Source organism: Mesorhizobium sp. 1B3 (assembly GCF_050958605.1).
Taxonomy (GTDB): Bacteria; Pseudomonadota; Alphaproteobacteria; order Rhizobiales; family Rhizobiaceae.
This window is the reverse complement of the sequence record NZ_JBJHDO010000001.1, coordinates 244,411-269,683: the sequence shown is the minus strand read 5'-3', so window position 1 is coordinate 269,683 and position 25,273 is coordinate 244,411. Positions and strand designations below refer to the sequence as shown.

The following is a 25,273-nucleotide window of genomic DNA, read 5'->3' as shown; positions in this document are numbered from 1 at the left end:
CCCCTTGAGGGGGAGATGGCCGGCAGGCCAGAGGGGGGTACTTACCGGGAAAGGGATGTGCTAGTGGCTTCTCGCCCCGCTCTCACCCGCATATCCCGCATCGCGCACCGCACCGGCGGAACGAGCATCGCGGACCGCACCGTGCCGGAGGAAGTCCCGATCGCGCTTTCCTACGCCGGCACCACACATGCGGTGATGATGGCGAGCCCGGCTGATTTCGAGGATTTCGCCCTCGGCTTCTCGCTCACGGAGGGGATCATTTCGTCTCCTGGAGAGATCGAGAGCATCGAGATGGAGGACGTCGGGGCGGGCATCGACATCCAGATCCGGCTGAAGGATGCCGCCAATACACTCTTTCGGGCCAGGCGGCGCCGGCTCGCCGGCCCGGTCGGATGCGGGCTTTGCGGCATCGAATCCATTGAGGAGGCGATGCGCTCGGTCAACGCGGTCGGCCACTCACATCTGCCGATCTCGTCCAACGATATCGTCCGCTCGGTCCGCCTGCTCACCAAGGTGCAGCCGCTCCATGCCGAGACCGGCGCGGTCCATGCTGCCGGTTTCTATGTGCCGGAGATGGGCATTGTCGCGGCACGCGAGGATGTCGGGCGTCACAACGCGTTGGACAAGCTGGCAGGCGCGCTGGCCAAGGCTGGCACGCATGGAGACATCGGCGCCGTCGTGGTCACCAGTCGTGTTTCGGTGGAGATGGTCCAGAAGACGGCCGCAATCGGCTCGCCGGTCATCATCGCCGTATCCGCGCCGACCGCACTCGCCATCCGCACGGCAGAGGCGGCAGGGATGACGCTTGTCGCCCTCGTGCGCGGCGACGAATTCGACATCTTCACCCATCCAGACCGTATTGCACCGAGGACCGCGAGAAATGCCGCCTGACGAACACAAGGCCATGAACACGGCGGAGAAACTCGTCTATATGGCGAACCAGATCGCAACCTTTTTCGAAACCATGCCGCATGACGAGGCCGCAGGCGGCGTGGCCCAGCACATCAACGATTTCTGGGATCCGCGCATGCGTCGCCAGTTCTTTGAGATCCTGGAAGCAGGCGGCATGGGGCTGAAGCCCCTGGTGTTCGACGCCGCTCCGAAGATCAGACGGCCGGCGCTCGTCGAGAAGTCAGCCGGCGCGCTTTCTTGACGGCAGTCACACTCCCCACCTCAACGCAGCTGTGTTGACCGGCGCATCCCAGAGCCTTGCCGCCTCATCGTCCAACATCGACAGCGTGATGGAGCAGCCGGCCATGTCGAGCGAGGTCACGTAGGAGCCGACCAGCGAGCGGACAACTTCGACGCCGTGCCGTTCGAAGATCCTGCGCGTGGCGTTGTACATGAGGTAGAGTTCCATGGACGGCGTGCCGCCGAAACCGTTGACGAAAAGCAGCGCCTTCCCTCGCATCTTGCCGCCGAGATCCCCTGCGATCGCCGCGCAGATCTCCTTCGCGATCTCGTCAGCGCCCTTCAGCCGGTCCCGCCTGCGGCCGGGCTCGCCATGGATGCCGACGCCGAATTCCATTTCGTCGTCACCGATCTCGAAGGTCGGCTTGCCGGCCGCTGGTACGGTACAGGAGGTCAAGGCGACGCCCATCGACCGTGTCGCGGCGTTGACCCGATCCCCCAGCGTCTTGAGTTCGGCCAGGCCCCTGCCCTCCTCGGCCGCCGCACCGACGATCTTTTCCACGACAAGCGTTCCCGCCACGCCGCGACGGCCGGTCGTGTAGAGCGAATCCTCGACCGCGACGTCGTCATTGGTGACGACCTGCATCACGCCTTCGGACATCTCGGCGGCCATGTCGAAATTCATGACATCGCCTTCGTAGTTTTTGACGATGAACAGGCAGCCGGCGCCCTGATCGACGCTTGTCGCCGCCTCCACCATCTGGTCGGGCGTCGGCGAGGTGAAGACCTGACCGGGACAGGCCGCATCGAGCATACCGTGGCCCACGAAGCCGGCATGTAGGGGTTCGTGACCGGATCCACCGCCCGAGATCAGTGCCACCTTGCCGGGCTTGAGCGTCCTGCGGCGAACGAATTTGTGGCCTTCTCCAAGGAGTAGAATGTCCGAATGCGCCGCGACGAAGCCATCCAGGCTTTCCGTCAGCATGGTATCGACTGAGTTCACGAATTTCTTCACGACGGTCCTCCCGATCGGTCCGCCGGCAAGCTTCCTATCCGCCCTTGCCGGCTATGCTGGTGATCCTGTGAATGAACTCGCTGATGGCCCTGTCGAGCGCCGCGTTCTGGCGGTCATCGCCGAGATCGGGCACGGTCAAGGAAATGTGGCGGTTCTTGCGGCCCCCCCCAGCCGGTGCCTTGCCGGGATGCGCGATCTGGTAGGCGGCGAGAAAGCCGTCACGCTCGGCCATGCCGAAATGGCAGACAGAGAAGATCAGCGGCAGGTGGCGCGCCGGGATCGGCGTCGAATAGCCAGGACTGGTGATTTGAGTGACGAAGCTGCGGTGCTTGCCGAGCGCGTCAGCCAAACGTTGACGGGTGCCGGATGGACGCTGGTCGAGGATCGCCGACAAGATACCCTTATAGGTACGAATCGCATCTTCCGAGCTGACGGCTCCGCCCTTTCGGTGCACATCGTTCACGACACGCTTTCCAATGAAACGGCCGCGATCGCCGCTTTCGCAGCAGCAAGCTGCGCCGGAGCGACGGAGAGGTCGCGCAAGCCGGCGGCCAGGAGCGCGGGAATCGCCGCGGGATCGCCACCCGCATCGCCGCACAGACTTACCGGAATGCCCCCGATATCACCGTAAGCTACGACACCGGCAATAAGCCGCTGCACCGCGGGATTTCCGATCGCGTTCAACGCCGCCACGGCACCGTTGTCGCGCGCGGCGGCCATCACATATTGAGTGAGATCGTTGGAGCCGATCGAGAAGAAGGCCGCCTCCGAAAATTCGTCCGGCGCGATCGCCGCGGCCGGGACCTCGATCATGATGCCGAGCGGTGGAGTGCCGTGATCGACACCGGCCCGCGACAACAAATCGGCTTCTTCGGTGAACAGCTCGCTCGCCTTGCGATATTCGTCGGCGATGGCGACCATCGGCAACATGACCTTCAGGTTGCCGTGGGCGGCGGCGCGTAGCAAGGCGCGGATCTGGACACGAAAGATCTCGGGCCGCGACAGGGAAAGGCGGATGCCGCGCAAGCCGAGAAAAGGATTGCCTTCGTCGACCGTATAGCCCGCGACCGGCTTGTCGCCGCCGGCATCGACGGTGCGGATGGCCACGGGCTTGCCCTTCGCCCATTCGAGCACCTTGCGGTAGGCTCGAAACTGGGTCTCCTCGTCGGGCAGCGTCGCGTCGAACAGGAACTCGGTGCGCATCAACCCCACGCCGTCGCAATGGTCTATATCGATCGCGTCGACCTCGGCTGGTTCGGCGATGTTGACATGAACCCGGATAGTCGTTCCGTCCGCCGTCACGGCGGAACGAGCCAGGAAATCGCTCGCCCGTGCCTTCGCCGCATCGAATGCGTTCGATGCGGCGCGGAAGTCCCGGAGATCCGCCTCCGCCGGCGCCAGGACGATCTTGCCGTGCTCGGCGTCGAGGAGCGCGAAGCCGGCCGCGCCGGCGAGCTTTTCGCCGAATCCGACGACCATCGGTACCCCGCGGGCACGCGCCAGCATTGCTACATGGCTGGCGGGAGAACCACGGGCCAACGCAATGCCTCCGCCCTTGCTCCAGTCGGTCCGCAGGAACAGCGTCGGCGCTATGTCATCGGCGCAGAGGATCGCGCCCGGCGGGGCAACCGTCTCGACTTGCCCGGAGAGCGTGCTCAACACGTGTTGCCTGATATCCCTGAGGTCCGCGGCCCTTGCCTTGAAGTACTCGTCGTCAGCCGTTTCGTAACCGGCGATTTCGCCATCGAGCTCCGCACCCCATGCTTCATAGGCCGTGGCGCCGGCCTGAATCGCCTCGAGCGCAGGTCCGACCAAGGCATCATCCTCCAGCATGGCAAGCTGGAACTCCAATATCGCGGCGGCCTCGCCGGGAGATGCCGCGATCAGTTCGTCGATGGCGCGGGCAGCCACGGCAACGGCTTTCCTGAGCGCTTCGGCTTCCGCTTGAGCCGAGCCCTTGGCGACGTAGCCGGCGACGGCGCGATCCGCATGGAACAGCGGACCGGCCGTGTAGCCGCCCGATGCGGCGATGCCCGCCAGCCTAAGCGGTCTTGGCATGAGCCTGGTTTCCCTCGTCGAAGTCACGTTCGACCAGTGCAGCCAAAGCTTCGACCGCCTCGCGAGCCTGCTTCCCGTCGGCGCGAAGATAAAGCTGTGTTCCTTTCGGCGCCCGTGCCGCCATCACCTTGACGATGCTTTTCGCATCGAGCCACGGCCCGGCCGGATCGGTCGCAAGCTCGATACGCCCGGGAAAGGTCTTGGCGAGCTTGATGAACTTGACCGACGGCCGCGCATGCAGGCCCGCTTCATGGGTGATCACGACCGTGGCTTGGGCTATCGACATCATTTTTCCTTCATTCACGCCGGAGCGAGCTCGTGAGCCGTCGCCACAACTTCACGCAAGGACGCGCCACCCGATGCCTCGGCCGCTGCCATCACCGCGCCTTCCACGATCGGCGCGTTGCAGATCACGATTTTCCGGGCGCGCGGCTCGCCGATCATTTCGACCGCCATCTCGCTGTTGGTCTCGGCGCCGCCGAGATCGACGAGGATCGCCACGCCGGCATCCGACCAAGCGCATTCTATGGCTCCGATGATAGCTTCCACGCTGGTGCCGAGCCCGCCCTCCGCATTGCCACCGCACCAGGCGAGCGGTACCTCCTCACCGACCATCTGCCGCACCATGTCGGCAGTGCCCTCGGCGACCTTGGGCGAGTGCGAAACGATCACGATACCGACATTAGTCATGCTTACTCCCGATTTGGCAGACCAACGCGGCGACGAGAAGCGCGGTCGAACGGGCGCCTGGATCCATATGGCCGATCGACCGGTCGCCGAGGAAGGATGCACGGCCGCGTATGGCCTTCATCGGAACGGTAGCGTCCGCCGCCGCGGCGGCCACGGACGCGATCGCATCGGCCGATTTGCCTTCGGCCAATGCCTGCTGCACGGGATACAGCACATCGAGCATCGTCTTCTGTCCGGCCTGCGACTTGCCGCGCGCGGCCACCGCATCGATGGCGCGACCGAGAGCTGCCGCGAAGCCCGCACGGTCCACGATCCCCGACAATTCCTTGCCGAGCGCCATGAACAACGTACCGAACAGCGGACCGGAGGCCCCGCCGACCGTCATCACCAGCTTGGTGCCCATTGCCTTCAGAGCGTCCGGCAGTGGTTTCGCCGCATATTGTTCCGCCTCGGCGCGGATCGCCTCGAAGCCGCGCTTCATATTCGCGCCATGATCGCCGTCGCCGATCGCCTGGTCGAGCGCGGTCAATTCGTCGGCATGGGCGGCGATGGTGTCGGCCATTGCCGTGATCAGCGCCTCGACCTTGAGGTCGCGCGTTGCCGGACTCATTTAGCGTCGCCTCCTCACGTGCCTCCCAGGCAGCTTCGAATGGCATCGCCTGGCTAGTTGTTCTCTATGCAGCAGGCTCTTGTCGGGAAGCCCGCTCTCCCGAGATCTGCTTGGCCGACTCGAATGGTCCCCAATCTCCGCACCCCTCCCTCGGGCGGCCCCACAGCCAGCGGGTGGAGCACCTGCGATGTTGAGTAATTTGTTTAGTAGTGCAATTTTCACTAAACATCGCAAGCGGAATCGTTGTTGCGCTGCAGCGACGGCCGCCCTCGCAAAGAACGGAATGCTCATGACCGCCCGTCCCATCGTCAGGTTTCCCGATCCTCGTCTCAGGCTCCCTGCGGACCCGGTCGACACGTTCGATAAGGAACTTCACCGTCTCGCGGAAGACCTGCTGGATACCATGCGCGCCGCGCCTGGCATCGGCATCACGGCTCCGCATATCGGGATTGCCAGGCGGTTGGTCGTACTCGAGCTATCAGCCTCGGAAGCCCCGCGGACCTATGTCAATCCGGCGATCGTCTGGGCGTCGGACGATATGATCCGGCACCAGGAAGGCAGCGTCTCGATGCCTGGCGTCACCCACGAGGTCGAGCGCCGTGCGAGGGTCCATGTGAAGTACTGGGATCTCGACGGCGTCGAGCGGATGGAAGAAGCGGAAGGCCTGCTCTCGGTATGCCATCAGCACGAGATCGACCAGCTTGATGGCATCTTCTGGCTCCAGCGGCTCTCCCGGATCAAGCGCGAGCGTCTGATCAAGCGCTACGAGAAGCTCCGGCGCGGCTCGTGAGGGGCGAGGACGGCCGTTGTCTCGGCCGAGCAAGTTCTGCAGGGGCTGTTTTCCCGATAGCATCGACTATCTATGTGTCGATTGGCTGGAGGAACAGGATGGCCGGCAAGACCTCCGAGAAATCGGTGAAAGTCGCAAAGCATGCCGCAGCGAAGGCGGCCAAATCTCGCGAGACCGCACCCAAGTCGGAATCCGGCAAGGTCGTCCTGCTCTCAGGCGGGAACCCTCAAATCGCCAAGGGTTATGGCGATGGTCCCGTGCAGGCTTACATCGCGGCCATGCCGGGCTGGAAAAGCGACGTCGGTCACCGCCTCGACGAGATCATCGCGCGCACTGTCCCTGGCGTACGCAAGGCGGTGAAATGGAATTCGCCCTTCTATGGAGTCCGTGATGAGGACCAAGGCTGGTTCCTCAGCTTCCATTGCTTCGCGAAATACGTGAAGGTGACCTTCTTTCGCGGCACGTCGCTGGATCCCGTTCCCGCCGGCGCATCCAAGCACGAGGATGTGCGCTACCTCGACATCTACGAGGGCCAGCTCGACCAGACTCAGTTCGCCACGTGGGTGGAGCAAGCCAGCCGGTTGCCCGGCGAACGGCTGTGAGCGGCCGGTGAGGCGTGCGGGCGCTGCTCAGGTGCCGGTGAGCGACATCAACATTGGAGACAGCCATGAACGACAAGAAGAGCGGCTCGACGGAAGCTGCGAGTCCTCCTTCCGAACTGATCGATGCGAGAATCGAGGAGCTAGGCGATTGGCGGGGCGAGATGCTCGCCCGACTGCGGGCTCTCATCAAGCAGGCCGACCCCGATGTGGTCGAGGAGTGGAAGTGGAGAGGGGTTCCGGTGTGGTCTCACGCCGGAATCATCTGCACCGGCGAGACGTACAAGAATGTGGTGAAGATGACCTTCGCCAAGGGCGCCTCGCTGGACGACCCTTCAGGCCTCTTCAACTCCAGCCTCGAAGGCAGCACCAGGCGTGCCATCGATTTTCATCAAGGCGAAAAGATTGACGAAGAGGCCCTGAAGGCACTCATTCGCGCCGCCGTGGCATTGAACACATCGGCACGAGCTGGCGCGCGTTCTGCGCAGCCTCGCAAGCAGTAGGAAGCGAGGAATCGGCAGCCCCGACGTCACCCGTTCGCCGCGATCAGCGCCTTTTCCAGCTTCCCGAGCCCTTCTTCAAGCACCTCGTCCTCGACCGTGAGCGGCACCAGGATGCGGATCGTGTTGGCGTGGACCCCACAGGACAGGAGCACAAGCCCGTCGGCGATCGCAGCCTGCGTAACACGCTTGGTGGCCTCGGCGTCGGGCTCGTTGCCGCCCCGCTTCTTGACGATATCGAAAGCGACCATCGCACCCGGTCCGCGAACGCCGGAGATCGCGACGGTGTCGTTCCTCTGGGCAGCCTTGGCGATGGCCCCCTTTACCTTCTCGCCCAGCCGGTTCGCCTTGTCGAGCAGCTTCTCCTCCTCGATCACGTCGAGCACGGCGAGCGCCGCCGCACAGGCGATCGGGCTACCGGCATAGGTGCCGCCAAGGCCACCCGGCTCGGCGGCATCCATGATTGCCGCCCTGCCGATGACCCCCGACAGCGGGAAGCCGCCGGCGAGCGACTTGGCGACGGTGACGAGATCAGGCTCGACGCCGCTCAGCTCGATGCCGAACATCTTGCCGGTACGGGCAAAGCCGGTCTGGATTTCGTCGGCAATCAGGACGATCCCATGATCGTCACAGACCTTGCGCAAGGCTTCCAGCAGCTCGACCGGCGCCGGATGAAACCCGCCCTCGCCCTGCACCGGCTCGATGATGATCGCGGCCACCTGGCCAGGCTCGATGTCGGCGCGGAACAGGAACTCGAGAGCACGCAGGCTTTCTGCAACTGTGACATCGCCCGTCGGAAACGGCAGGTGATAGATGCCGGGCATGCCGATGCCGAATTTCTTGCGGTATGGCGCGACCTTACCAGTGAGCGACATGCCCATCATCGTGCGGCCATGGAATGCACCGGTAAAGGCGATGACGCCCGGTCGACCGGTCGCCGCTCGGGCGATCTTCACCGCATTCTCGACGGCTTCCGCGCCGGTCGAGAAGAAGATGGTCTTGGCATCGCCCTTGAAAGGCGCGAGGACGTTCAGCCGCTCTGCCAGCTCGACATAGGGCTCGTAAGGCAGGACCTGGAAACAGGTATGGGTGTATTTGTCGAGCTGCTCGCGCACCGCCGCCACCACCTTCGAGTGGCGATGGCCGGTGTTCAGCACGGCGATGCCGCCGGCGAAGTCGATGTAGCGCTTGCCCTCGACATCCCACACCTCAGCGTTGTCAGCACGGTCGGCGAAAACCGGAAAGGCGTTGCCGACGCCGCGCGGAACGGCAGCGACCCGGCGGGACTGGAGCGAGGCGTTGTCGGTCATGATGGTCTCTCCAAATCGGACAAGGCTGGACGCAAGCTAATGCGACGGCCTTCCTCGGGGTAGCGCCTGCACAAGGCGAGGGACAATGCCAGTCTCGGCCTGGCCCGCATCCTCACACTGGATGCGGACTACCCATGCGCCACCATCACGTGCCGGACGGCCGTGTAATCCTCGAGCGCGTAAAGCGACATGTCCTTGCCGTAACCGGACTGCTTCAAGCCGCCATGCGGCATTTCGTTGGTGAGCATGAAATGGGTGTTGATCCACGTGCAGCCATATTGCAGCCGCGCCGCCGTCGCCATGGCGCGGCCGACATCCCTGGTCCAGACCGAGGAGGCCAGGCCGTAGTCGCTGTCATTGGCCCAGTTCACGGCTTCGTCGACGTCTGAGAAGCGTGTGACCGACACGACCGGCCCGAAGACTTCGCGCCGGACGATCTCATCCTCCTGAAGCGCGCCGGCGACGACCGTGGGCTGATAAAAAAAGCCATTGCCTTCGCCCGCCGAGCCGCCAGTGGTGATCTCGATATGCTTTTGTTCCTGGGCACGCTCGACGAAACTCGCCACGCGATCGCGCTGGCGCTTGGAGATCAGCGGCCCGATCTCGTTCTGCGTATCGTCGGCCTGGCCATATTTGATGGTCGATACGGCCGAGGAGAGATCCGCGACCAGCTTCTCGTAGATACCCTTGCCCGCGTAGACACGGCAGGCAGCCGTGCAATCCTGGCCGGCGTTGTAATAGCCGAAGGCACGCAGGCCGGTGACGACGGCATCGAGGTCGGCATCGTCGAACACGATGACGGGCGCCTTCCCGCCGAGCTCCAGATGGGTGCGCTTGACGCTCTTCGCCGCAGCCTGGAGCACCTTCTTGCCGGTGGCGACATCGCCGGTGATCGAGATCATATTGACCTTGGGGTGGTTGATCAGTGCGTTGCCGACGCTCTCGCCGCGACCGAGCACGACGTTGACCGTGCCTTCGGGCAGGATATCGGCAAGAATCCCGGCGAGCTTGAGGGCAGTGAGCGGCGTCTGCTCCGACGGTTTGAAGACAACGGTGTTGCCGCCGCCGATGGCCGGCGCCAGCTTCCACGCCATCATCATCAGGGGGTAATTCCAGGGAGCGATCGAGGCGACGAGGCCGATCGGATCGCGGCGGATCATCGAAGTGAACCCCGGCAGATACTCGCCAGCCACGGCACCTGGCAGCGTGCGCACCGCGCCTGCAAAGAACCTATAGCAGTCGACGATCGCGGGAATCTCGTCGTTGAGCACGGCATTGATCGGCTTGCCGCAATTCAGCGCTTCGAGCGCCGCGAATTCCTCGGCTTCGGCCTCGATGCGGTCGGCTATCTTCAGGAGATAGGCGGCGCGCTGTGCCGGCGTCGTGCGAGACCAGGTTTCGAAAGCCTTCTCTGCGGCGGCCACGGCCGCGTCGATCTGGACCTGGCTGGCTTCGGGAAGCATCAGAATGGTCTCGCCCGTCTTCGGATTGAGGATCGGCTCCTCGGTCTCGGTGCCCTGCTCGAATTTCGAGCCGATCAGCATTGCGGTTTCCATGGGGGATCTCCCTTTCAAACTCATTTGCCCATGCCGGCGACCTGGTCGCCATCGCGGGTCAGGTGGTAGGCGGCCAGGATCGGCAGGAGCGTGACGAGCACGACGACCATCGCCACGACATTGGTGACCGGGCGCTGGCGCGGGCGCACCAGCTCCTCGAGCATCCAGATCGGTAAGGTCTGCTGCTGGCCGGCGGTGAAGGTGGTGACGATGACCTCGTCGAAGGACAGGGCGAAAGCGAGCATGCCGCCGGCAAGCAGTGCCGTCCCGATATTGGGCAGGATCACATAACGAAAAGTCTGGAACCCGTCGGCGCCAAGATCCATCGACGCCTCGATCAGCGAGCTGGAGGTGCGTCGGAAGCGGGCGACTGCGTTGTTGTAGACCACCACCACGCAGAAGGTCGCGTGCCCGAGCACGATCGTCCAGAAAGAGAACGGGATTTCCGCCAGGCTGAAGGCGGAACGCAACGCAATGCCCGTGATGATCCCGGGAAGCGCGATCGGCAGGATGACGAGAAGCGAAATCGTTTCGCGGCCGAAGAACTTCGTGCGGCTGACCGCTGCGGCGCACAGCGTTCCGAGTACCAGGGCGATCGCCGTCGAGATGGTCGCTACCTTCACCGAAAGGGCCAGGGCCTGCCACACGTCGGGCCGGTTCCACGTAACGCCGAGCCAGGCTGTCGTGAGCCCGGGCGGTGGCCATTGATAGCTCTTCTCCTCGGTCGTGAAGGCGTACACGAAGATCAGGAGGATCGGCAGATGCAGGAAGGCGAGCCCCGCCGCCGCAGCGATTTTCAGGCCGAGCGGGGCGGTCTGGTTGCGGTCAGAGCGCATCGAAAGCCCCCATGCGCTTGGCCGCCCACAGATAGAAGCCCATGATGACGACCGGCACGACGGTGAAGGCGGCGGCGAGCGGGATGTTGCCCGCCGTGCCCTGGTGGGCATAAACGGCCTGGCCGATGAAGAGCCGCGACGTTCCGATGATCTGCGGAATGATGTAGTCGCCGAGCGTCAGCGAGAAAGTGAAGATTGAGCCGGCGACGATGCCCGGCAACGCCAGGGGAAAGATGACGTTGGAAAAGGTCTGGCGCGGCGAAGCGCCGAGATCGGCCGATGCCTCGACCAGATTGCCAGGAACGCGCTCCAGCGCCGCCTGGATCGGCAGGATCATGAAAGGCAGCCAGACGTAGACGAAGACGATGAAGGTACCGGTGAAGGAGACCGACAGGGAATTGCCTCCCACGATCGGCAGGCCAAGCCATGCATCGAGAAGCCAGGAAAGATGCAGCTTTTCGAAGATCCAGGTGAGGATGCCTTCCCTAGCCAGGATCAGTTTCCAGGCATAGATCTTGACGAGATAGCTCGACCAGAGGGGCAGCATGACGCCGAGGTAAAACAGCGCCTTCCATTTGCCGCGGGCATAACGCGCGGCATAGTAGGCGATCGGGAAGGCGACCACTGCCGAGGCGAGCGTGACCAGTGCCGCCATCGTGACCGTGCGCAGGATGATGTCCAGGTTCGACGGCAGCAGCAGTTCGCCATAGGTCTTCAGCGTGAATTCCCGGTTGATCAGGCCGGAGAATTCGTCGATCGAAAAGAAGCTCTGAAGGAGCAGCGCAAGGAGCGACCCGAGATAGATTATGCCTAACCACAATAGCGGCGGCGTCAGCATCAACAGAAGCAAGAGGGCGGGGCGACGCCAGAAGGCGTCCGATAATGCGCCGAGGAAACCGCCCTTGGCCGGCAGGATCGCCGGCGCAGCGGGTGCAGGAAGCACGGCGTCCATGCTCATGCCGGCTCGTCCATCATATGGAGCTGTTCGCGGTTGAAACCGAGCATCACGGCATCGCCCTGGTTGGGCAGAAAGCTGCCGGCCGGCACGGTGGCGTGGAGCTTCAAACCCTCTGCTTCGAGCGCTATGCGGGTCGCCGCACCGAGATAATGCAGAGATACCACGCGCGCCGGGACACCGCCTCCCTGTGCCTTTCGCATGATGCGGATCGCTTCGGGGCGCAGGCTTCCCCAGCGGCGCTGGCCGGAAAGACGCTGGACGAAATCGGGCGGCAGCACGTTCGAGGAGCCGACGAAATCCGCCACGAAACGCGAAGCAGGCCGCTGGTAGATCTCTTCCGGCGCACCGACCTGCATGATGCGGCCGTCGTTGAAGACGGCAACCCGATCCGCCATCGACAGGGCCTCGCCCTGGTCATGGGTGACGAAGACAAAGGTAATGCCAAGCGCCTTCTGCAGCGCCTTCAATTCTTCCTGCATCGCCTCGCGAAGCTTCAGATCGAGGGCGCCGAGCGGCTCGTCGAGCAGGAGGACCTTGGGTTGGTTGATGAGCGCCCTGGCAAGGGCAACGCGCTGCCGTTGGCCGCCGGAGAGCTGGCCCGGGCGCCGGCTTCCATAACCCGGCAATTGCACGAGCTTCAGCGCATCCTCGGCCGCGCGGGCCCGATCGCTCTTGCCGACGCCCTTCACCATCAGGCCATAGGCGACATTGTCGAGCACGTTCAGATGGGGAAACAGCGCATAATCCTGGAAGACCGTGTTGACGTTGCGCCGATACGGCGGGACGCCGACCGCGCTTTCCCCGAAGATCTCGATATGCCCGCCGGTCGGCTGTTCGAACCCGGCGATCAGGCGCAGGCAGGTCGTCTTGCCCGAGCCGGATGGTCCGAGCATGGCGAAGAATTCGCCCGGCCTGATGTCGAGATCAACGGAATCCACTGCCCGGACGGGGCCGAAATGGCGCGAGATTTTGCGAAAGGAAACGGCGGGGATCATGCGTTCGATCTCATATTACGTGGAGCCGCTCCCGTGGCCTTGCTTCGGCAAGGTCCGGGAGATTGAGCTCAGCGGTCGGATGGGGGTCGTTCTTGGAGCTGCTGCACCTGTTTCCACCGCATCCGACCGCCCGGCTCCCCCTGGCTGCCTCGCAGCCTTCTCCCCTTCGCAAGGGGAGAAAAACTTCCAGCACAAGCAGCGCCGCGTCAGTTCGGCGCGTGTCGATCTACCGCCCGCCGATGACGCCGATGTAGTCCGACACCCAGCGATAATAGGGGACGCATTCGCCCTGGCTTGCGCATTTCGCAACCGGCGTCTTCCAGAATTTGATCTTCTCGAAATCCTCGAAGCCGTTGGTCTTGCAGCCCTCGTCGGTAAGCAGGGCATTGCCCTTGCAGGCGGCGGGGACGGCCGGATTCGAGCCGAACCAGGCAGCCAGATCGCCCTGCACCTTCGGCGACAATGAATGCTCCATCCACATATAAGCGCAATTCGGATTGGCTGCATCGACATGCATCATGGTGGTGTCCGCCCAACCTGTCGCGCCTTCTTCGGGGATCACCGAAGCGACCGGCTGCTTCTCGGCGCCGAGCAGGTTGACCTGGAAGGGCCAGGAACCCGAAGCCACTACCCCCTCGTTCTTGAAATCGTCGATCTGGATGAAGGCGTCGTGCCAGTAGCGGCCGACCAGCGTGCGCTGCTGCCGCAGCAGTTCGAGCGCCGCCTTGTACTGATCCTCATTGAGTTCGTAGGGGTCCTTGATGCCGAGCTCCGGCTTGTGGGACATCAGGTAGTTCGCGGCATCGGCGACGTGAATCGGGCCGTCATAAGCCTGGACACGGCCTTTGTTGGACTTACCGTCGGCTAGCGTCGTCTCCTCGAAAACGACGCTCCAGCTTTTCGGCGCCTCCTTGAAGACCTTCGTATTGTACATCAGCACGTTCGGCCCCCATTGATAGGGTACGCCGTAATGAACTCCATCGACCGTGAACCACGGTGCGTCCTTCAGACGCTCGTCGACCGTCGACCAGCTCTTGATCAATTCGACGTTGACCGGTTGCACGCGCTTGCCGGCGATGAGCCGCAGCGAGGCGTCGCCGGATGCGGTGACCAGATCGAAGCCTCCTTCATTCATCAAGGCCACCATTTCGTCGGACGTGGCAGCGGTCTTGACGTTGACCTTGCAGCCCGTCGCCTTCTCGAACTCCGTAACCCAGTCGTAGTTCTTGTCGGTCTCGCCGCGCTCGATGTAACCGGCCCAAGCGATGATATTGACCTGGCCTTCCCCGGCTCCGATCTCCTTGATCTGAGCCATCGCCTGCCCGCTAACGCCCAGGGCAAGCACCAAAGCGGTGCAGGATTTCAGGAAAGATTTCATCTGACGTCTCCCATTCGCAGGGAGCCGCTCTCGATCGGCGGCTTGACCCCTTCTGAAACCTGCGCGCTTTCGCCGGCTTTCACAAATTCATTCGTCAGAAGGCCGGTATCGGTTTTCCCGATATCAGCGATGCCGGATCATCCGTTGCGACTGTGCGATGCCGATGAAGTCGCGCGCGGCCTGCGGAAGACCCGAGCCACGCCGCCACACCATGCCCACCTGCACGAATGGGAGGGAGCCCGAAACGTCGCGCGATTCGATGCGATCGCCTTCCAGCGACCATGGCCGGTAGACGAGATCGGGGAGCAGCGCCACGCCTGCGCCGGTCGCGACGAGGCTGCGCACCGCCTCGACCGAGCGCGTGCGAAAGGCGACTTGCGGGCGCGCGCCGAGCGCAGTCAGCAGCTTGCCGGTGTTCTCCTCGATTTCGTCGATGGTCAGCATGATCAACGGCTCGGCCACGATATCGTTGATCCCGATAAAGTCGGCGCTCGCCAGTCGATGACCAAGCGGCAGCCATAGCCGGTAAGGCGAGACTTCGAGGATCTCGGCCTGCAAGGCCATGCGATCGCGCAGGTTGGAGATGACCATGACGGCGACGTCGAGCTCGCCGCCGACCAGGAGGTGCTCGAGATAATCGCCATTGTCCTCGATGGCCGAGACGTCGACAGCCGGGAATCCGCGTCGATAACGGGCGAGCAGATCGGACAGCACGTAGCCCGCCACCAGCGACGTGACGCCGAGTTGCAGGCGGCCCGCGGAAGTCTCCTGGTCGCGGACGAAAGCCAGCCGCGCATCGGAGACACCGGCCAGGATCTTCGTGGCATGGCGCAGGAACTGATGTCCTTTGTGGGTTATGGAGAGGCCACGCGGATGCCGCTCGAACAGCTCTACGCCGAGGTCGCCCTCCAGTTCCTTGATCGCCTCGGTGACCGACGACTGCGAGATGGAGAGCTTCTGGGCGGCACGGGACACCGTGCCCTGCTCGGCCACAGCCACAAAGTACTGCAACTGTCGAAAGGTGAACGCCATGGGGCGAATAAACACCGCCCCCTACGGCTTGAAAAGGATTACTTCCGACCGATACGCCGAGGCATACGAAAGCGGCCCGAGGATGCCAGGCCCAGGCCGGCCAGCGTCGTGATCTCGACCGCCAGCACGATCGCCATGATGCGAAAGCCTGTTTCGGCCGGATCCCGCCCCGCCTCGCGCATCAGGTAGCCGGCCAGCAGAAAGCCGACATTCCACAAAAGGATGCCGAGGAGAGTGGCCGAGACGAAAGGCAGCAGCGGCAGATTGAGCGCGCCCGCCGCAAGCGGCAGATAATTCCGCACGGTCGGGATGAGTTGCGCCACCAGGGATGCTCGGAAACGGTTGCGGCGGTAAGCCTGTGCGAGCCTTTCGTAGGTTGCGTAGCGCAGGAACACATATTTGCCGAAACGCAGGGCAAGCGCATCGGCGCGCGCCGTGCCGAGCCTGCGCCCCATGGCGTACCAGAACATCGCCCCGATTCCGGAACCGGCGGCGGTGACGGCCAGCAGCACGGCCAGCGCCCAGCCGTCGGGCGCTGCCGTCATGCCCAGGAAAAGAAGCAGCACATGCGACGGCGGAAGCGGCAGGATCTTCTCCGTCAGGGCAAGGCCGCCGATACCGAAAAGGCCGAAACTCAATATCGCCGCTATCGGGTCTGTCATCCGAAACGCCAATCCCATCGCGCCGTTTTCATCTTCGTTATGCGATAAACCGTTGCCGGAGGGAAGTTCCGACAGGTGCGGCCGATGTGTTTCATTTACCGTTACCGGGTGGCCCAGCATGATCGAGCACTGAGCGGTTGAACGTCCGCGCTTAGACGATGATGAGTCGCCCACCGCCACTTTCGAGCGCGGCGGCAATGTCGGGCGGCGGCGCACTCTCGGTGACCAGCTCGCCGACACCTGAGAAGCCGCAGACCCGGACCAGGCCGCGCTTGCCGAATTTGCTGTGGTCCGTCACGGCGATCCTGCGCTCCCCGCGCGACAGCACCATGCGGGCGAACTCCGCTTCCTCGAGATCGTAGTCCATAATGCCGTCCAGGGCGTCGATGGCACCGACCGAAATCACCGCATGGGCGACGCTGAAGCGGCTCACGAAATCGATCGCCGAGACGCCGAAGGCCGCGCCATTGTCGCTCCTCAACTCACCGCCGGCCATGTAGACCTTGTTCCCATTGACCGTCGACAGCGTGCGCGCAATGTCGGAGGAATTGGTGACGACGGTCAGCCGGCGATGGCCGAGCAGCTCGCGCGCGAGGTAGCTCGTTGTCGTTCCAGTGTCCAGCATGACGGAGTCGCCGTCGCGTATGGTCGCCGCCACGTGCCTCGCGATAGAGCGCTTGGCGCCGGCATTCTCGCGCATGCGCCGCTCGAAAGGCGCTTCCCCGGCAAGGGCCGGCAAGCCGACCGCTCCATGCATCTTTACGATCTCGCCGTTGTCAGAGAGCGGTTTGACATCGCGTCGCACGGTTTCGAGCGACACGCCCAGTCGGCCCGCCAGGCTGGCGATGCTGATCGTCCCCTCCTCCTGAAGGAGGCGCAGGATCTCGCCGTGACGTTTTGACAGGTTCATCGTTCCGATCGCCTAGGTCTACCGTGCATGCCCGTTTCTTTCGCATCTTTTCCGAAGCAGCGCGAAAGGGCAACGTGATCCGGTCAAAAAATCACAAAATACCGCATGTTGCGCGTTGACAAGGCGGTTGACGCTGCGTGACATTGAGTGACGTGACGAACCCGCGCCTGAATGACGGGACGCACCGAGAAGTACGACTTCAGAGGGTGAGCAGGAGGTTCCACATGTCTTCGCGTGACCGCATCCACAACACCGGGCTCGGGGCCTTCGCCCTGGCCGCTTTCCTTTCCCTGACGCCGGCCGGAGCGCAGGAATCGACAGATCCGATCAAGCTGACGCTCCATGACTGGACCGGCCAGCTCATCACCACGAACATCATGGGCGAGATCCTCAAGAAGGCCGGCTACAATGTCGAATATGTCCAGGCCGATTACCTCGCGCAGTTCGCGGGGCTGGAGACCGGAGACCTGCATGTCGCGATGGAGATGTGGGAGACGACGGGGCGCGAGGCGATGGACGCAGCGACAGCAACCGGGAAGGTCGAGAATCTCGGTCCGACGGGCATGAAGGCCAAGGAGGAGTGGTGGTTTCCTGAATATATGAAGGAGAAATGCCCGGGCCTGCCCAACTGGGAGGCGCTCAAGGACGAGAAATGCGCCGAAGCCTTCTCCACGGCCGAGACCGCGCCGAAGGGGCGTTATCTCGGCGGGCCGGTAACATGGGGCGGTTTCGACGACGAGCGCGTCGAGGCGCTGGAACTGCCCTTCGAGGTGATCCACGCGGGCACCGACGCGGCGCTCTTCGCGGAACTTGAAAGTGCCTATCAGCGGCAGGCTCCCGTGCTGCTCTGGATCTACGCTCCGCACTGGGCTCCAGCAAAATACAAAGGCGAATGGGTCGCTTTCCCCGAATATACGAAGGAATGCTATGCCGACCCGAAATGGGGTTCGAATCCGGACGCGCTCTACGACTGCGGCAAGCCGCATGGCGAGATCTGGAAGGTCGGCTGGGCCGGCGTGAAGGACAAATGGCCCGGCGCCTACAAGGCCATCCAGGCCTTTACGATCAACAATGACGAGATGGGGCAGATGATCACCGAGGTCGACCTCGAGGGCAAGAAGGTCGAGGAGGTGGTCGCGGAATGGATGAGCGCCAACGAACCGCGCTGGTCGGAATGGATCGGGAAGTAGGCCGGACATCAAGGCGCCAGTGCAATGGTTGGCAGCACCCCTCTCTGTCCTGCCGGACTTGGCCCTATGCTTGGGACGTTCGTCGTTCGAAAAGCCAAATCGTTGGCTTTCGTCGCCTTCGGCGACCACTCCTCACCGCCCAGAAAGGGGGAGATCGGAGTTCAATGCTGATTTCGCCAATCCACAATGTGGAAATATCTTTCTTCGTTGCTTGGCAGGCTCCCCCTCTCCGTCTCGGCTTCGCCGAGCCACCTCTCCCCCACGCTGCGCGTAGGGGAGAGGAATCGCCGGCCGCACGCTCGGCGCCTTTCCTCTTCCCCACGCAGTGGGGGAGAGGTGGCTCGGCGAAGCCGAGACGGAGAGGGGGACCTGTCGTACGCGGCATGTTCACCTGCAGGGAGTGGCCGCCAGGCTACCGTGCTGGAAAGTGTGAATCCGATAGCCTTGAGGGGGAGATGTCCGGCAGGACAGAGGGGGGTGCCGGGGCCATGGTCATCCACCAATGACGACGCCACAGCCGAAACTCGTCTGCCGCAACCTCTGGAAAGTCTTCGGTTCCGGCGCCTCCGCCTTCCTCGCGAGGGATACCAACCCTCCGCCGGAGCGACTGACCGCTGCCGGGCTCGTCGGCGCCGTCCGCGCGGTCGGTCTCGACGTCTTCGCCGGCGAGATCTTCGTCATCATGGGCCTGTCGGGATCGGGCAAGTCGACGCTTGTGCGCTGCCTCTCCCGCCTCGTCGAGCCGACGGCCGGCGAAATATTGTTCAACGGCGAGAACCTGCTCGCCGCCAGCGATGCGCGCATGATCGAGATCCGCCGGCACCAGATGGGAATGGTGTTCCAGAATTTCGCACTGCTGCCGCATCTGACGGTGCTCGCCAATGTGGCATTCCCGCTTGAAGTCCAGGGCGTCGGTCGAACGGAGCGGGAGGCCCGGGCCGCCACCATGATCGAGCTGGTCGGGCTATCCGGCAAGGAAAACGCTTTTCCACGCGAGCTCTCCGGAGGCCAGCAGCAGCGTGTCGGCATCGCCCGCTCGCTGGCCGTCGAGCCTGAGCTTTGGTTCCTGGACGAACCGTTCTCGGCTCTCGACCCGCTCATCCGCCGCGAGATGCAGGACGAATTCGTCCGCTTGCAGTCCACGCTCAAGAAGACGATCGTCTTCATCACCCATGATTTCGACGAGGCGATCCGACTCGCCGATCGCATCGCCGTCATGCGCGACGGAGCGATCGTGCAAGCCGGCACGCCGGAAGAGATCGTGCTCGCTCCCGCCACGCCCTATGTCGCCGAATTCACTCGCAACGTCGCGAAGGCCAAAGTGGTTAGGGCCGATTCGCTGATGAAGCCGGCCAACGGCTCCCTGCCCGAAGCCGGCATAGCCGCGCGGGCGACGATCGCCGAAGCGGCGCCGCACTTCGCACCAGGCATTGAGCACCTGCGCGTGATCGACACGTCCGGCAGGACGGTCGGTCAGCTCCATCGCAACGATGTCGTCGACTTGTTGATGCGAGGCTGACGATGGCGACGCCTTATGTCCAGACGACGGAAACGATCGGCCGCCCGCTGCACCATACCGGCTTCAGACTGCCGATAGCGTGGGCGATCGCGCTCGCCGCCTTCGTCCTGCTCTGGCAGTTCGGCGAAGATCTCGTCGGCTGGGCGTTCGATTATCCAAAATCGCTAACGATCCCGGCCGCGCGCTGGATTAGCGACGTCATGAAATGGCTGCTCAACGATGCGAGCTTCGGCCTTTTCACCTTCCAGGAGCTGACGCGTTTCATCGCCGCGATGGTCGATGTTCCTTATCGGCTGGCACTCAGTCTGCTGGCGACGGGCTTTCTGTCGGGGCAGGGTTCCGGCGCCGTGCAGATGGTGCCGCCGCTTTCCTGGGTCGCGGTCATCGCCGTCGCCTCGCTGGCGGGTCTTTATGCCGGCGGGCGGCAGCTGGCGATCCTGGCCGGAGCCTGTTTCGGCTTCCTTGCGGTCTTCGGCCAATGGAACAGCGCCATGGTCACGCTCTCTTCCATCGTCGTCGCCGTGCCGCTGGGTGCCATCGGAGGCCTGCTGCTAGGCGTCGCCGCCCATCGCTGGCCACGTTTCGAGACGGTGCTGACTCCGGTGCTCGACCTGATGCAGACCATCCCGGTCTTCGCCTACCTCGTGCCGATCCTGTTCCTGTTCGGCTTCGGTCCGACGGCGGCGATCGTGGCGACGCTGATCTATGCCATGCCGCCGATGACCCGCATTACGGTGCTCGCGCTGCGCTCGGTACCGTCGGAAATCCACGATCTCGGCCGGATGATCGGTTGTACGCGACGCCAGATGACGTGGCGAGTGCTGGTTCCCTCGGCGAGGGAAAGCCTGATGGTCGGCGTCAACCAGGTCATCATGCTCTCGCTCAACATGGTCATCATCGCCTCGATGATCGGAGCGGGAGGCCTCGGTTTCGACGTGCTGGCGGCACTCCGGCGTCTCGATATCGGCGCAGGGCTGGAGGCGGGGCTCGCCATTGTGGCGCTGGCCATAGCCCTCGATCGGTTGAGCCAGGCTTTCGCCGATCGCGCCGGCGACTCTTCTGCGCATTCCCGCAGCAGCAGCTTCGCGGGGCGACATCCCTATACGCTGTCCGCCGTGGTCGTCATTGCCGTCACCGCCATCGTCGGTCTCGTCGTGCCGGCCGTACAGGCATATCCGGAAAACCTGCAGATCTCGACCGCTCCGTTCTGGTCCGATCTCGTCGCCTGGATCAACGTCAACTTCTTCGACGCGCTCGAAGCCGCCAAGAACGTGGTGCTGCTCAACATACTGGTGCCTCTCAAGCGGCTGCTTGCCAGCCTGCCCTGGCTCGGCGTCGTGGGCTTGCTTGCCTTTACCGGTTATCGTCTCGGCGGCATCAGGCTGGCGGCACTGGTCGGTCTCCTCGCGTTCCTGATCGCCGCCACCGGTCAATGGGAGAAGGCCATGGTCACGGTCTATCTGTGCGGTATCTCCGTGGTGATCGCGGCGTGTCTCGGCATCCCGATCGGCATCGCGGCAGCCGAAAGCGCCAGGCTGTGGCGCTGGGTGCAGGTGGTGATCGACACGCTTCAGACCCTGCCCTCCTTCGTCTACCTGATGCCCGCCGTGATGCTGTTCCGGGTCGGTGACTTCACCGCCATGATCGCCGTCGTCGCCTTCGCCATCGCACCGGCAATACGCTACACGGTGCTAGGCATCACGAAGATCGATCCGCGCCTCATCGAGGCAGGCCGAGCGATGGGCTGCACGCCCTGGCAACTGCTCGTCAAGATCAAGCTCAAGCTGGCGTTGCCAGAGATCATGCTCGGCATCAACCAGACCATCATGTTCGCCCTTTCCATGCTGGTCATCACGGCGCTGGTCGGCACGCGCGATCTCGGCCAGGAGGTCTATATCGCACTGACCAAGGCCGATACGGGGCGCGGCATCGTGGCCGGGCTTGCGGTCGCCTTCATCGCCATCATCGCGGACCGGCTGATCTCGGCCGGTGCCGCCCGTACGAAAGCACGTCTCGGGCTGGAGAGCGCATGAAGGACACGGACCTGAAGATCCGGTCGCTGCCGTGCTGGACGGGCCCCGTCACCATCGAACCGTTGCGCGGCGGCATCAGCAATGAGAGCTATCTCGTCACCGACGCTGTGGGCAGGCATGTCGTGCGCTTCGGCAAGGACTATCCGTTCCATCACGTCTTCCGCGACCGTGAGATCATGACGGCACAGGCCGCGCACAGGGCCGGCTTCGCCCCCGAGCTGCGATATTCGGCGCCGGGGGTGATGGTATCGGCTTATATCGGGGCAAGGACCTACAGTGCCGAGGACGTGCGTGCCGCTCCCGAACGCATCGGGCACCTGATCAAAGCCTTCCACCGGGAGATGCCACGACATGTTTCCGGCCCCGGCTTCATGTTCTGGGTCTTCCACGTCATCCGCGACTATGCGCGCACGCTCGAGCAGGGCGGCAGCCGGCTGGCGCAGGAGCTGCCGGCCTATCTCGCCCTCGCCGAAGAGCTGGAGAGAGCACAGACGCCGCTCCCTATCGTCTTCGGCCACAACGATCTGCTGCCGGCCAATTTCCTCGATGACGGCGACAGGCTCTGGCTGATCGATTTCGAATATGCAGGCTTCTCCACGGCAATGTTCGATCTTGCCGGGGCGGCCTCCAATGCGGGCATGAACGACGAGGAGTCGCTCCGGCTGCTCACCGCCTATTTCGAGCGCGAGCCCGAACCTGCCATCCGACGATCGCATGCCGCCATGCAATGTGCCTCGCTGCTGCGCGAGGCCATGTGGAGCATGGTTTCGGAACTCTATCTCACTGCGCCCGGCGTCGACTACGTGGCCTATACCGCGGAGAACCTCTTCCGCCTCGACGTCGCACTCGAGCGCTATCGCACGACCTACGGAAAGGCCGAATCATGACCCTTCCCTCCCATGCAGAGATCGTCGTGATCGGCGGCGGGATCATCGGTTGCTCCACGGCCTATCATCTGGCGCGGGACCACAAGGCCGAGGTGGTCCTGCTCGAGCAGGGGCGCCTGACTTCGGGTTCGACCTGGCACGCAGCCGGACTGGTCGGGCAACTCCGCTCCTCCGCCTCCATCACGCGCGTGCTCAAATATTCCGTCGATCTCTACAAGCGGCTCGACCAGGAGACCGGGCTCGCTACCGGCTGGAAAATGACGGGCTGCCTGAGGCTCGCCACCAACGGGGATCGCTGGACGGAATTCCGCCGGCTGGCTACCACCGCGAAAAGCTTCGGCATGGAGATGCACCTGCTTTCGCCGAGCGAAGTGAAAGCGATGTGGCCGCTGATGGAGGTGGGGGATCTCGTCGGAGCCTCATGGCTGCCGACGGATGGCCAGGCAAACCCGTCCGACATCACGCAGTCCCTGGCCAAAGGCGCGCGCCTGCACGGAGCGAAACTGTTCGAGGGCGTGCGCGTCATCGGCTTCGAGATCGAGGGCGGACACATAGCCAAGGTGAAAACCGACAAGGGCGACATCGCCTGCGACAAGGTGGTCAACTGCGCCGGCCAGTGGGCCCGGCAGCTCGGCGCCATGGCCGGCGTGAACGTGCCTTTGCAGCCGGTCAAGCACCAGTACATCGTCACCGAGAAGCTCGACGGACTCGCCACCAAAGCACCGACGATCCGCGACCCCGACCGGCGCACCTACTTCAAGGAAGAGGTCGGCGGACTGGTCATGGGTGGCTACGAGCCGAATCCTCAGGCGTGGACCATGGGTGATGTGCCCGCGGACTGGGAGTTCCGGCTGTTCGACGACGATTTCGACCATTTCGAGCAGCATATGACCCAGGCAATCGAACGGGTGCCTGCGCTCGCCCATGTCGGGGTCAAGCAGATGATCAACGGGCCGGAGAGCTTCACGCCGGACGGCAATTTCATCCTCGGCCGCGCCCCCGAATGCGCCAACATGTTCGTCGGCGCCGGCTTCAACGCCTTCGGCATAGCATCGGGCGGAGGCGCCGGCTGGGTGCTCGCACAGTGGGTGGTCGACGGCGAAGCCCCGCTCGACCTCTGGCCGGTCGACATCACCCGCTTCTCAAGCCTTCATCGCGATCGTCAATGGGTCCACGACCGCACGCTCGAGGCCTATGGCAAGCATTACACGATCGCATTCCCGCAGGAAGAATACGAAAGTGCCCGTCCGACGATCGTCTCGCCACTTTATCAGCGATTGAAAGCGCACCGCGCAGTGTTCGGTTCGAAACTCGGCTGGGAGCGACCCAACTGGTTCGCCCCCGAAGGGATGGAACCGAAGGATATCTATTCGATGGGTCGGCAGAACTGGTTCGAGCCTGTCGGCGAGGAGCATCGGCACGTTCGCGAGAAGGTCGGCATCTTCGACCAGTCGTCCTTCGCGAAATACGAGCTTGCGGGAGCGGATGCGCAGAAAGCGCTCGACTGGATCTGCGCCAACGACGTCCAGAAGCCGGTGGGGCGGCTGACCTATACCCAGTTCCTCAATCGTCGCGGTGGCATCGAGGCCGACCTCACGGTCGCCCGCCTGGCCGAGGACCGCTACTACATCGTCACCGGGACCGGCTTCCGCAGCCACGACTTCGCCTGGATCCGCAGTCAGTTGGGCCGGCATACGCAAGCAGTGCTGACCGATGTCACCGAGGATTTCGGCACGCTGTCGCTGATGGGACCGAGCGCCAGGCAGGTCCTCAAGCAAGTGACCGACGCCGATGTTTCCAACACGGCCTTTCCTTTCGCCCATGTCCGCGAGATCGAGATCGCGGGGCATCCCGTCCGGGCGCTGCGCGTCACCTACGTAGGGGAGCTCGGCTGGGAGTTGCACGTGCCGATCTCAGCGACAGGGGAGATCTTCGATGCCCTGATGACGGCAGGCGAGCCATTCGGTGTGCGGCCGGTGGGCTATCGCGCCATGGAATCGCTGCGACTGGAAAAGGGCTATCGAGCCTGGGGGGCGGACATCACACCCAACGACACGCCCTTGGAAGCCGGTCTGGGGTGGGCCGTCAAGCTGCGCAAGAATGTCGATTTCCTCGGCAGACGTGCACTGGAAGAGGCGAGGGGCACGCGTCCCAAGAAGGTCCTCGCCGCTTTCACCGTCGACGATCCAAACGTGGTGCTCGTCGGGCGTGAGACAATCCTGCGCGACGGTGAGCCTGTCGGTTACCTGACCAGCGGCGGCTACGGTTACACGATCGGCAAGAACATCGGATACGGCTATGTCCGCAATCCCGACGGGGTGGACGAGACTTATCTTGCCGCCGGTTCCTACGAGTTGGTCGCGGCAATGGATCGGATCCCTGCCAGTCTGCATCTGCAGCCGCTTTACGATCCTCCGGGAGAGCGGATCAGACAATAGCAGGCCTTGCTTGCTCGTGCGTCCTTCGAGGCTCGCTGCGCTCGCACCTCAGGATGAGGATGGGTGACGCCATGGCTCTCATCCCTAGGCGCCCCCGAACCGAGCCTAAAGGGAACTCTTCTGAGGTCGCAGCGCCGACCGCCCTCATCCTGCGGTGCGAGCGAAGCGAGCCTTAA

General features: G+C 63.6%; 25 protein-coding genes. 10 read left to right on the top strand and 15 right to left on the bottom strand.

Annotated elements, in window-relative coordinates; translation table 11 throughout:
- Positions 1-15: 15 nt before the first annotated feature.
- On the top strand, positions 16-891 hold the full coding sequence (gene fdhD, locus ACCO56_RS01255; protein ID WP_433636869.1) for a formate dehydrogenase accessory sulfurtransferase FdhD: 876 nt from the start codon (positions 16-18) through the stop codon (positions 889-891).
- On the top strand, positions 881-1,153 hold the full coding sequence (locus tag ACCO56_RS01250) for a formate dehydrogenase subunit delta (RefSeq protein WP_433636867.1): 273 nt from the start codon (positions 881-883) through the stop codon (positions 1,151-1,153). The genes fdhD and ACCO56_RS01250 overlap by 11 nt, the downstream gene beginning before the upstream one ends.
- 6 nt (positions 1,154-1,159) lie before the next feature.
- Here the strand turns inward: ACCO56_RS01250 and dhaK are convergent, their stop codons facing one another.
- From dhaK to dhaL, 6 genes are read right to left on the bottom strand one after another with little or no spacing between them, the layout of a single operon-like run.
- Entirely contained in the window at positions 1,160-2,146 is a 987-nt protein-coding gene (gene dhaK / locus ACCO56_RS01245; RefSeq protein WP_433636866.1) for a dihydroxyacetone kinase subunit DhaK, read from the bottom strand.
- Between the two features lie 34 nt (positions 2,147-2,180).
- On the bottom strand, positions 2,181-2,600 hold the full coding sequence (locus ACCO56_RS01240) for a hypothetical protein (RefSeq protein WP_433638283.1): 420 nt from the start codon (positions 2,598-2,600) through the stop codon (positions 2,181-2,183).
- Between the two features lie 5 nt (positions 2,601-2,605).
- Positions 2,606-4,204 (bottom strand): phosphoenolpyruvate--protein phosphotransferase, encoded by a 1,599-nt coding sequence (gene ptsP / locus ACCO56_RS01235; protein WP_433636865.1) that lies wholly within the window; start codon positions 4,202-4,204, stop codon positions 2,606-2,608.
- Positions 4,188-4,493: an HPr family phosphocarrier protein gene (locus ACCO56_RS01230; protein ID WP_433636863.1), complete on the bottom strand. Its 306-nt coding sequence runs from the start codon at positions 4,491-4,493 to the stop codon at positions 4,188-4,190. The genes ptsP and ACCO56_RS01230 overlap by 17 nt, the downstream gene beginning before the upstream one ends.
- Before the next feature lie 11 nt (positions 4,494-4,504).
- Positions 4,505-4,894: a dihydroxyacetone kinase phosphoryl donor subunit DhaM gene (gene dhaM / locus ACCO56_RS01225; RefSeq protein WP_433636861.1), complete on the bottom strand. Its 390-nt coding sequence runs from the start codon at positions 4,892-4,894 to the stop codon at positions 4,505-4,507.
- A complete protein-coding gene (gene dhaL, locus ACCO56_RS01220; protein WP_433636858.1) occupies positions 4,887-5,504 on the bottom strand; it encodes a dihydroxyacetone kinase subunit DhaL in 618 nt (205 codons plus the stop codon). Before dhaL ends, dhaM begins: the two co-directional genes overlap by 8 nt.
- A gap of 289 nt (positions 5,505-5,793) precedes the next feature.
- Between dhaL and ACCO56_RS01215 the strand changes: the two genes are divergently transcribed.
- The 3 genes from ACCO56_RS01215 to ACCO56_RS01205 all read left to right on the top strand — a co-directional run bounded on the left by ACCO56_RS01215 (position 5,794) and on the right by ACCO56_RS01205 (position 7,396).
- Complete coding sequence (locus ACCO56_RS01215; RefSeq protein ID WP_433636856.1) at positions 5,794-6,294, top strand: peptide deformylase; 501 nt, start codon at positions 5,794-5,796, stop codon at positions 6,292-6,294.
- 98 nt (positions 6,295-6,392) lie between these two features.
- The gene (locus ACCO56_RS01210; protein ID WP_433636853.1) at positions 6,393-6,896 is read left to right on the top strand and encodes a DUF1801 domain-containing protein; all 504 of its coding nucleotides are present in this window, start codon (positions 6,393-6,395) and stop codon (positions 6,894-6,896) included.
- 65 nt (positions 6,897-6,961) lie between these two features.
- Positions 6,962-7,396: a DUF1801 domain-containing protein gene (locus ACCO56_RS01205; RefSeq protein ID WP_433636852.1), complete on the top strand. Its 435-nt coding sequence runs from the start codon at positions 6,962-6,964 to the stop codon at positions 7,394-7,396.
- Between the two features lie 26 nt (positions 7,397-7,422).
- Here ACCO56_RS01205 and gabT read toward each other — a convergent pair whose 3' ends face one another.
- From gabT to ACCO56_RS01160, 9 genes are all read right to left on the bottom strand, one after another.
- Positions 7,423-8,703 (bottom strand): 4-aminobutyrate--2-oxoglutarate transaminase, encoded by a 1,281-nt coding sequence (gabT, locus tag ACCO56_RS01200; protein ID WP_433636851.1) that lies wholly within the window; start codon positions 8,701-8,703, stop codon positions 7,423-7,425.
- A gap of 128 nt (positions 8,704-8,831) precedes the next feature.
- Positions 8,832-10,259: a gamma-aminobutyraldehyde dehydrogenase gene (locus ACCO56_RS01195; protein ID WP_433636850.1), complete on the bottom strand. Its 1,428-nt coding sequence runs from the start codon at positions 10,257-10,259 to the stop codon at positions 8,832-8,834.
- Between the two features lie 20 nt (positions 10,260-10,279).
- Positions 10,280-11,095 (bottom strand): ABC transporter permease, encoded by an 816-nt coding sequence (locus tag ACCO56_RS01190; RefSeq protein WP_433636848.1) that lies wholly within the window; start codon positions 11,093-11,095, stop codon positions 10,280-10,282.
- On the bottom strand, positions 11,085-12,053 hold the full coding sequence (locus ACCO56_RS01185; RefSeq protein ID WP_433636846.1) for an ABC transporter permease: 969 nt from the start codon (positions 12,051-12,053) through the stop codon (positions 11,085-11,087). The genes ACCO56_RS01190 and ACCO56_RS01185 overlap by 11 nt, the downstream gene beginning before the upstream one ends.
- Complete coding sequence (locus ACCO56_RS01180) at positions 12,050-13,048, bottom strand: ABC transporter ATP-binding protein (protein ID WP_433636844.1); 999 nt, start codon at positions 13,046-13,048, stop codon at positions 12,050-12,052. The genes ACCO56_RS01185 and ACCO56_RS01180 overlap by 4 nt, the downstream gene beginning before the upstream one ends.
- Positions 13,049-13,274: 226 nt before the next feature.
- Positions 13,275-14,426 (bottom strand): ABC transporter substrate-binding protein, encoded by a 1,152-nt coding sequence (locus tag ACCO56_RS01175; protein WP_433636843.1) that lies wholly within the window; start codon positions 14,424-14,426, stop codon positions 13,275-13,277.
- 123 nt (positions 14,427-14,549) lie between these two features.
- Positions 14,550-15,458 (bottom strand): LysR family transcriptional regulator, encoded by a 909-nt coding sequence (locus tag ACCO56_RS01170; protein ID WP_433636841.1) that lies wholly within the window; start codon positions 15,456-15,458, stop codon positions 14,550-14,552.
- Between the two features lie 38 nt (positions 15,459-15,496).
- Positions 15,497-16,120, bottom strand: a complete 624-nt coding sequence (locus ACCO56_RS01165; RefSeq protein ID WP_433636838.1) for a DedA family protein — start codon at positions 16,118-16,120, stop codon at positions 15,497-15,499.
- Between the two features lie 151 nt (positions 16,121-16,271).
- Positions 16,272-17,030 (bottom strand): DeoR/GlpR family DNA-binding transcription regulator, encoded by a 759-nt coding sequence (locus ACCO56_RS01160; RefSeq protein WP_433636836.1) that lies wholly within the window; start codon positions 17,028-17,030, stop codon positions 16,272-16,274.
- Positions 17,031-17,254: 224 nt separating this feature from the next.
- On the opposite strand from ACCO56_RS01160, the gene ACCO56_RS01155 reads away from it, so the two are divergent.
- The 5 genes from ACCO56_RS01155 (at position 17,255) to ACCO56_RS01135 (ending at position 25,097) form a co-directional block, all read left to right on the top strand.
- Complete coding sequence (locus ACCO56_RS01155) at positions 17,255-18,220, top strand: ABC transporter substrate-binding protein (RefSeq protein ID WP_433636833.1); 966 nt, start codon at positions 17,255-17,257, stop codon at positions 18,218-18,220.
- Positions 18,221-18,722: 502 nt separating this feature from the next.
- Positions 18,723-19,739, top strand: coding sequence for a quaternary amine ABC transporter ATP-binding protein (locus ACCO56_RS01150; protein ID WP_433636830.1), 1,017 nt, complete (start codon positions 18,723-18,725; stop codon positions 19,737-19,739).
- A 2-nt stretch (positions 19,740-19,741) separates the two neighbouring features.
- Entirely contained in the window at positions 19,742-21,772 is a 2,031-nt protein-coding gene (locus ACCO56_RS01145; protein WP_433636828.1) for an ABC transporter permease, read from the top strand.
- Positions 21,769-22,659, top strand: coding sequence for a phosphotransferase (locus ACCO56_RS01140; RefSeq protein WP_433636826.1), 891 nt, complete (start codon positions 21,769-21,771; stop codon positions 22,657-22,659). The genes ACCO56_RS01145 and ACCO56_RS01140 overlap by 4 nt, the downstream gene beginning before the upstream one ends.
- Positions 22,656-25,097, top strand: a complete 2,442-nt coding sequence (locus ACCO56_RS01135; RefSeq protein WP_433636823.1) for a GcvT family protein — start codon at positions 22,656-22,658, stop codon at positions 25,095-25,097. The genes ACCO56_RS01140 and ACCO56_RS01135 overlap by 4 nt, the downstream gene beginning before the upstream one ends.
- Positions 25,098-25,273 lie beyond the last annotated feature (176 nt).

Bases quoted from the DNA above. Each gene is read 5' to 3' on its own strand.
- ACCO56_RS01230 (WP_433636863.1), bottom strand. From the start codon at position 4,493: ATGATGTCGATAGCCCAAGCCACGGTCGTGATCACCCATGAAGCGGGC.
- ptsP (WP_433636865.1), bottom strand. From the start codon at position 4,204: ATGCCAAGACCGCTTAGGCTGGCGGGCATCGCCGCATCGGGCGGCTAC.
- ACCO56_RS01250 (WP_433636867.1), top strand. From the start codon at position 881: ATGCCGCCTGACGAACACAAGGCCATGAACACGGCGGAGAAACTCGTC.
- gabT (WP_433636851.1), bottom strand. From the start codon at position 8,703: ATGACCGACAACGCCTCGCTCCAGTCCCGCCGGGTCGCTGCCGTTCCG.
- ACCO56_RS01190 (WP_433636848.1), bottom strand. From the start codon at position 11,095: ATGCGCTCTGACCGCAACCAGACCGCCCCGCTCGGCCTGAAAATCGCT.
- ACCO56_RS01150 (WP_433636830.1), top strand. From the start codon at position 18,723: ATGACGACGCCACAGCCGAAACTCGTCTGCCGCAACCTCTGGAAAGTC.
- ACCO56_RS01215 (WP_433636856.1), top strand. From the start codon at position 5,794: ATGACCGCCCGTCCCATCGTCAGGTTTCCCGATCCTCGTCTCAGGCTC.
- ACCO56_RS01175 (WP_433636843.1), bottom strand. From the start codon at position 14,426: ATGAAATCTTTCCTGAAATCCTGCACCGCTTTGGTGCTTGCCCTGGGC.
- ACCO56_RS01155 (WP_433636833.1), top strand. From the start codon at position 17,255: ATGTCTTCGCGTGACCGCATCCACAACACCGGGCTCGGGGCCTTCGCC.
- dhaL (WP_433636858.1), bottom strand. From the start codon at position 5,504: ATGAGTCCGGCAACGCGCGACCTCAAGGTCGAGGCGCTGATCACGGCA.
- fdhD (WP_433636869.1), top strand. From the start codon at position 16: ATGGCCGGCAGGCCAGAGGGGGGTACTTACCGGGAAAGGGATGTGCTA.
- ACCO56_RS01135 (WP_433636823.1), top strand. From the start codon at position 22,656: ATGACCCTTCCCTCCCATGCAGAGATCGTCGTGATCGGCGGCGGGATC.
- ACCO56_RS01140 (WP_433636826.1), top strand. From the start codon at position 21,769: ATGAAGGACACGGACCTGAAGATCCGGTCGCTGCCGTGCTGGACGGGC.
- dhaM (WP_433636861.1), bottom strand. From the start codon at position 4,894: ATGACTAATGTCGGTATCGTGATCGTTTCGCACTCGCCCAAGGTCGCC.
- ACCO56_RS01205 (WP_433636852.1), top strand. From the start codon at position 6,962: ATGAACGACAAGAAGAGCGGCTCGACGGAAGCTGCGAGTCCTCCTTCC.
- ACCO56_RS01170 (WP_433636841.1), bottom strand. From the start codon at position 15,458: ATGGCGTTCACCTTTCGACAGTTGCAGTACTTTGTGGCTGTGGCCGAG.
- ACCO56_RS01185 (WP_433636846.1), bottom strand. From the start codon at position 12,053: ATGAGCATGGACGCCGTGCTTCCTGCACCCGCTGCGCCGGCGATCCTG.
- ACCO56_RS01195 (WP_433636850.1), bottom strand. From the start codon at position 10,259: ATGGAAACCGCAATGCTGATCGGCTCGAAATTCGAGCAGGGCACCGAG.
- ACCO56_RS01145 (WP_433636828.1), top strand. From the start codon at position 19,742: ATGGCGACGCCTTATGTCCAGACGACGGAAACGATCGGCCGCCCGCTG.
- ACCO56_RS01165 (WP_433636838.1), bottom strand. From the start codon at position 16,120: ATGACAGACCCGATAGCGGCGATATTGAGTTTCGGCCTTTTCGGTATC.
- ACCO56_RS01210 (WP_433636853.1), top strand. From the start codon at position 6,393: ATGGCCGGCAAGACCTCCGAGAAATCGGTGAAAGTCGCAAAGCATGCC.
- ACCO56_RS01180 (WP_433636844.1), bottom strand. From the start codon at position 13,048: ATGATCCCCGCCGTTTCCTTTCGCAAAATCTCGCGCCATTTCGGCCCC.
- ACCO56_RS01160 (WP_433636836.1), bottom strand. From the start codon at position 17,030: ATGAACCTGTCAAAACGTCACGGCGAGATCCTGCGCCTCCTTCAGGAG.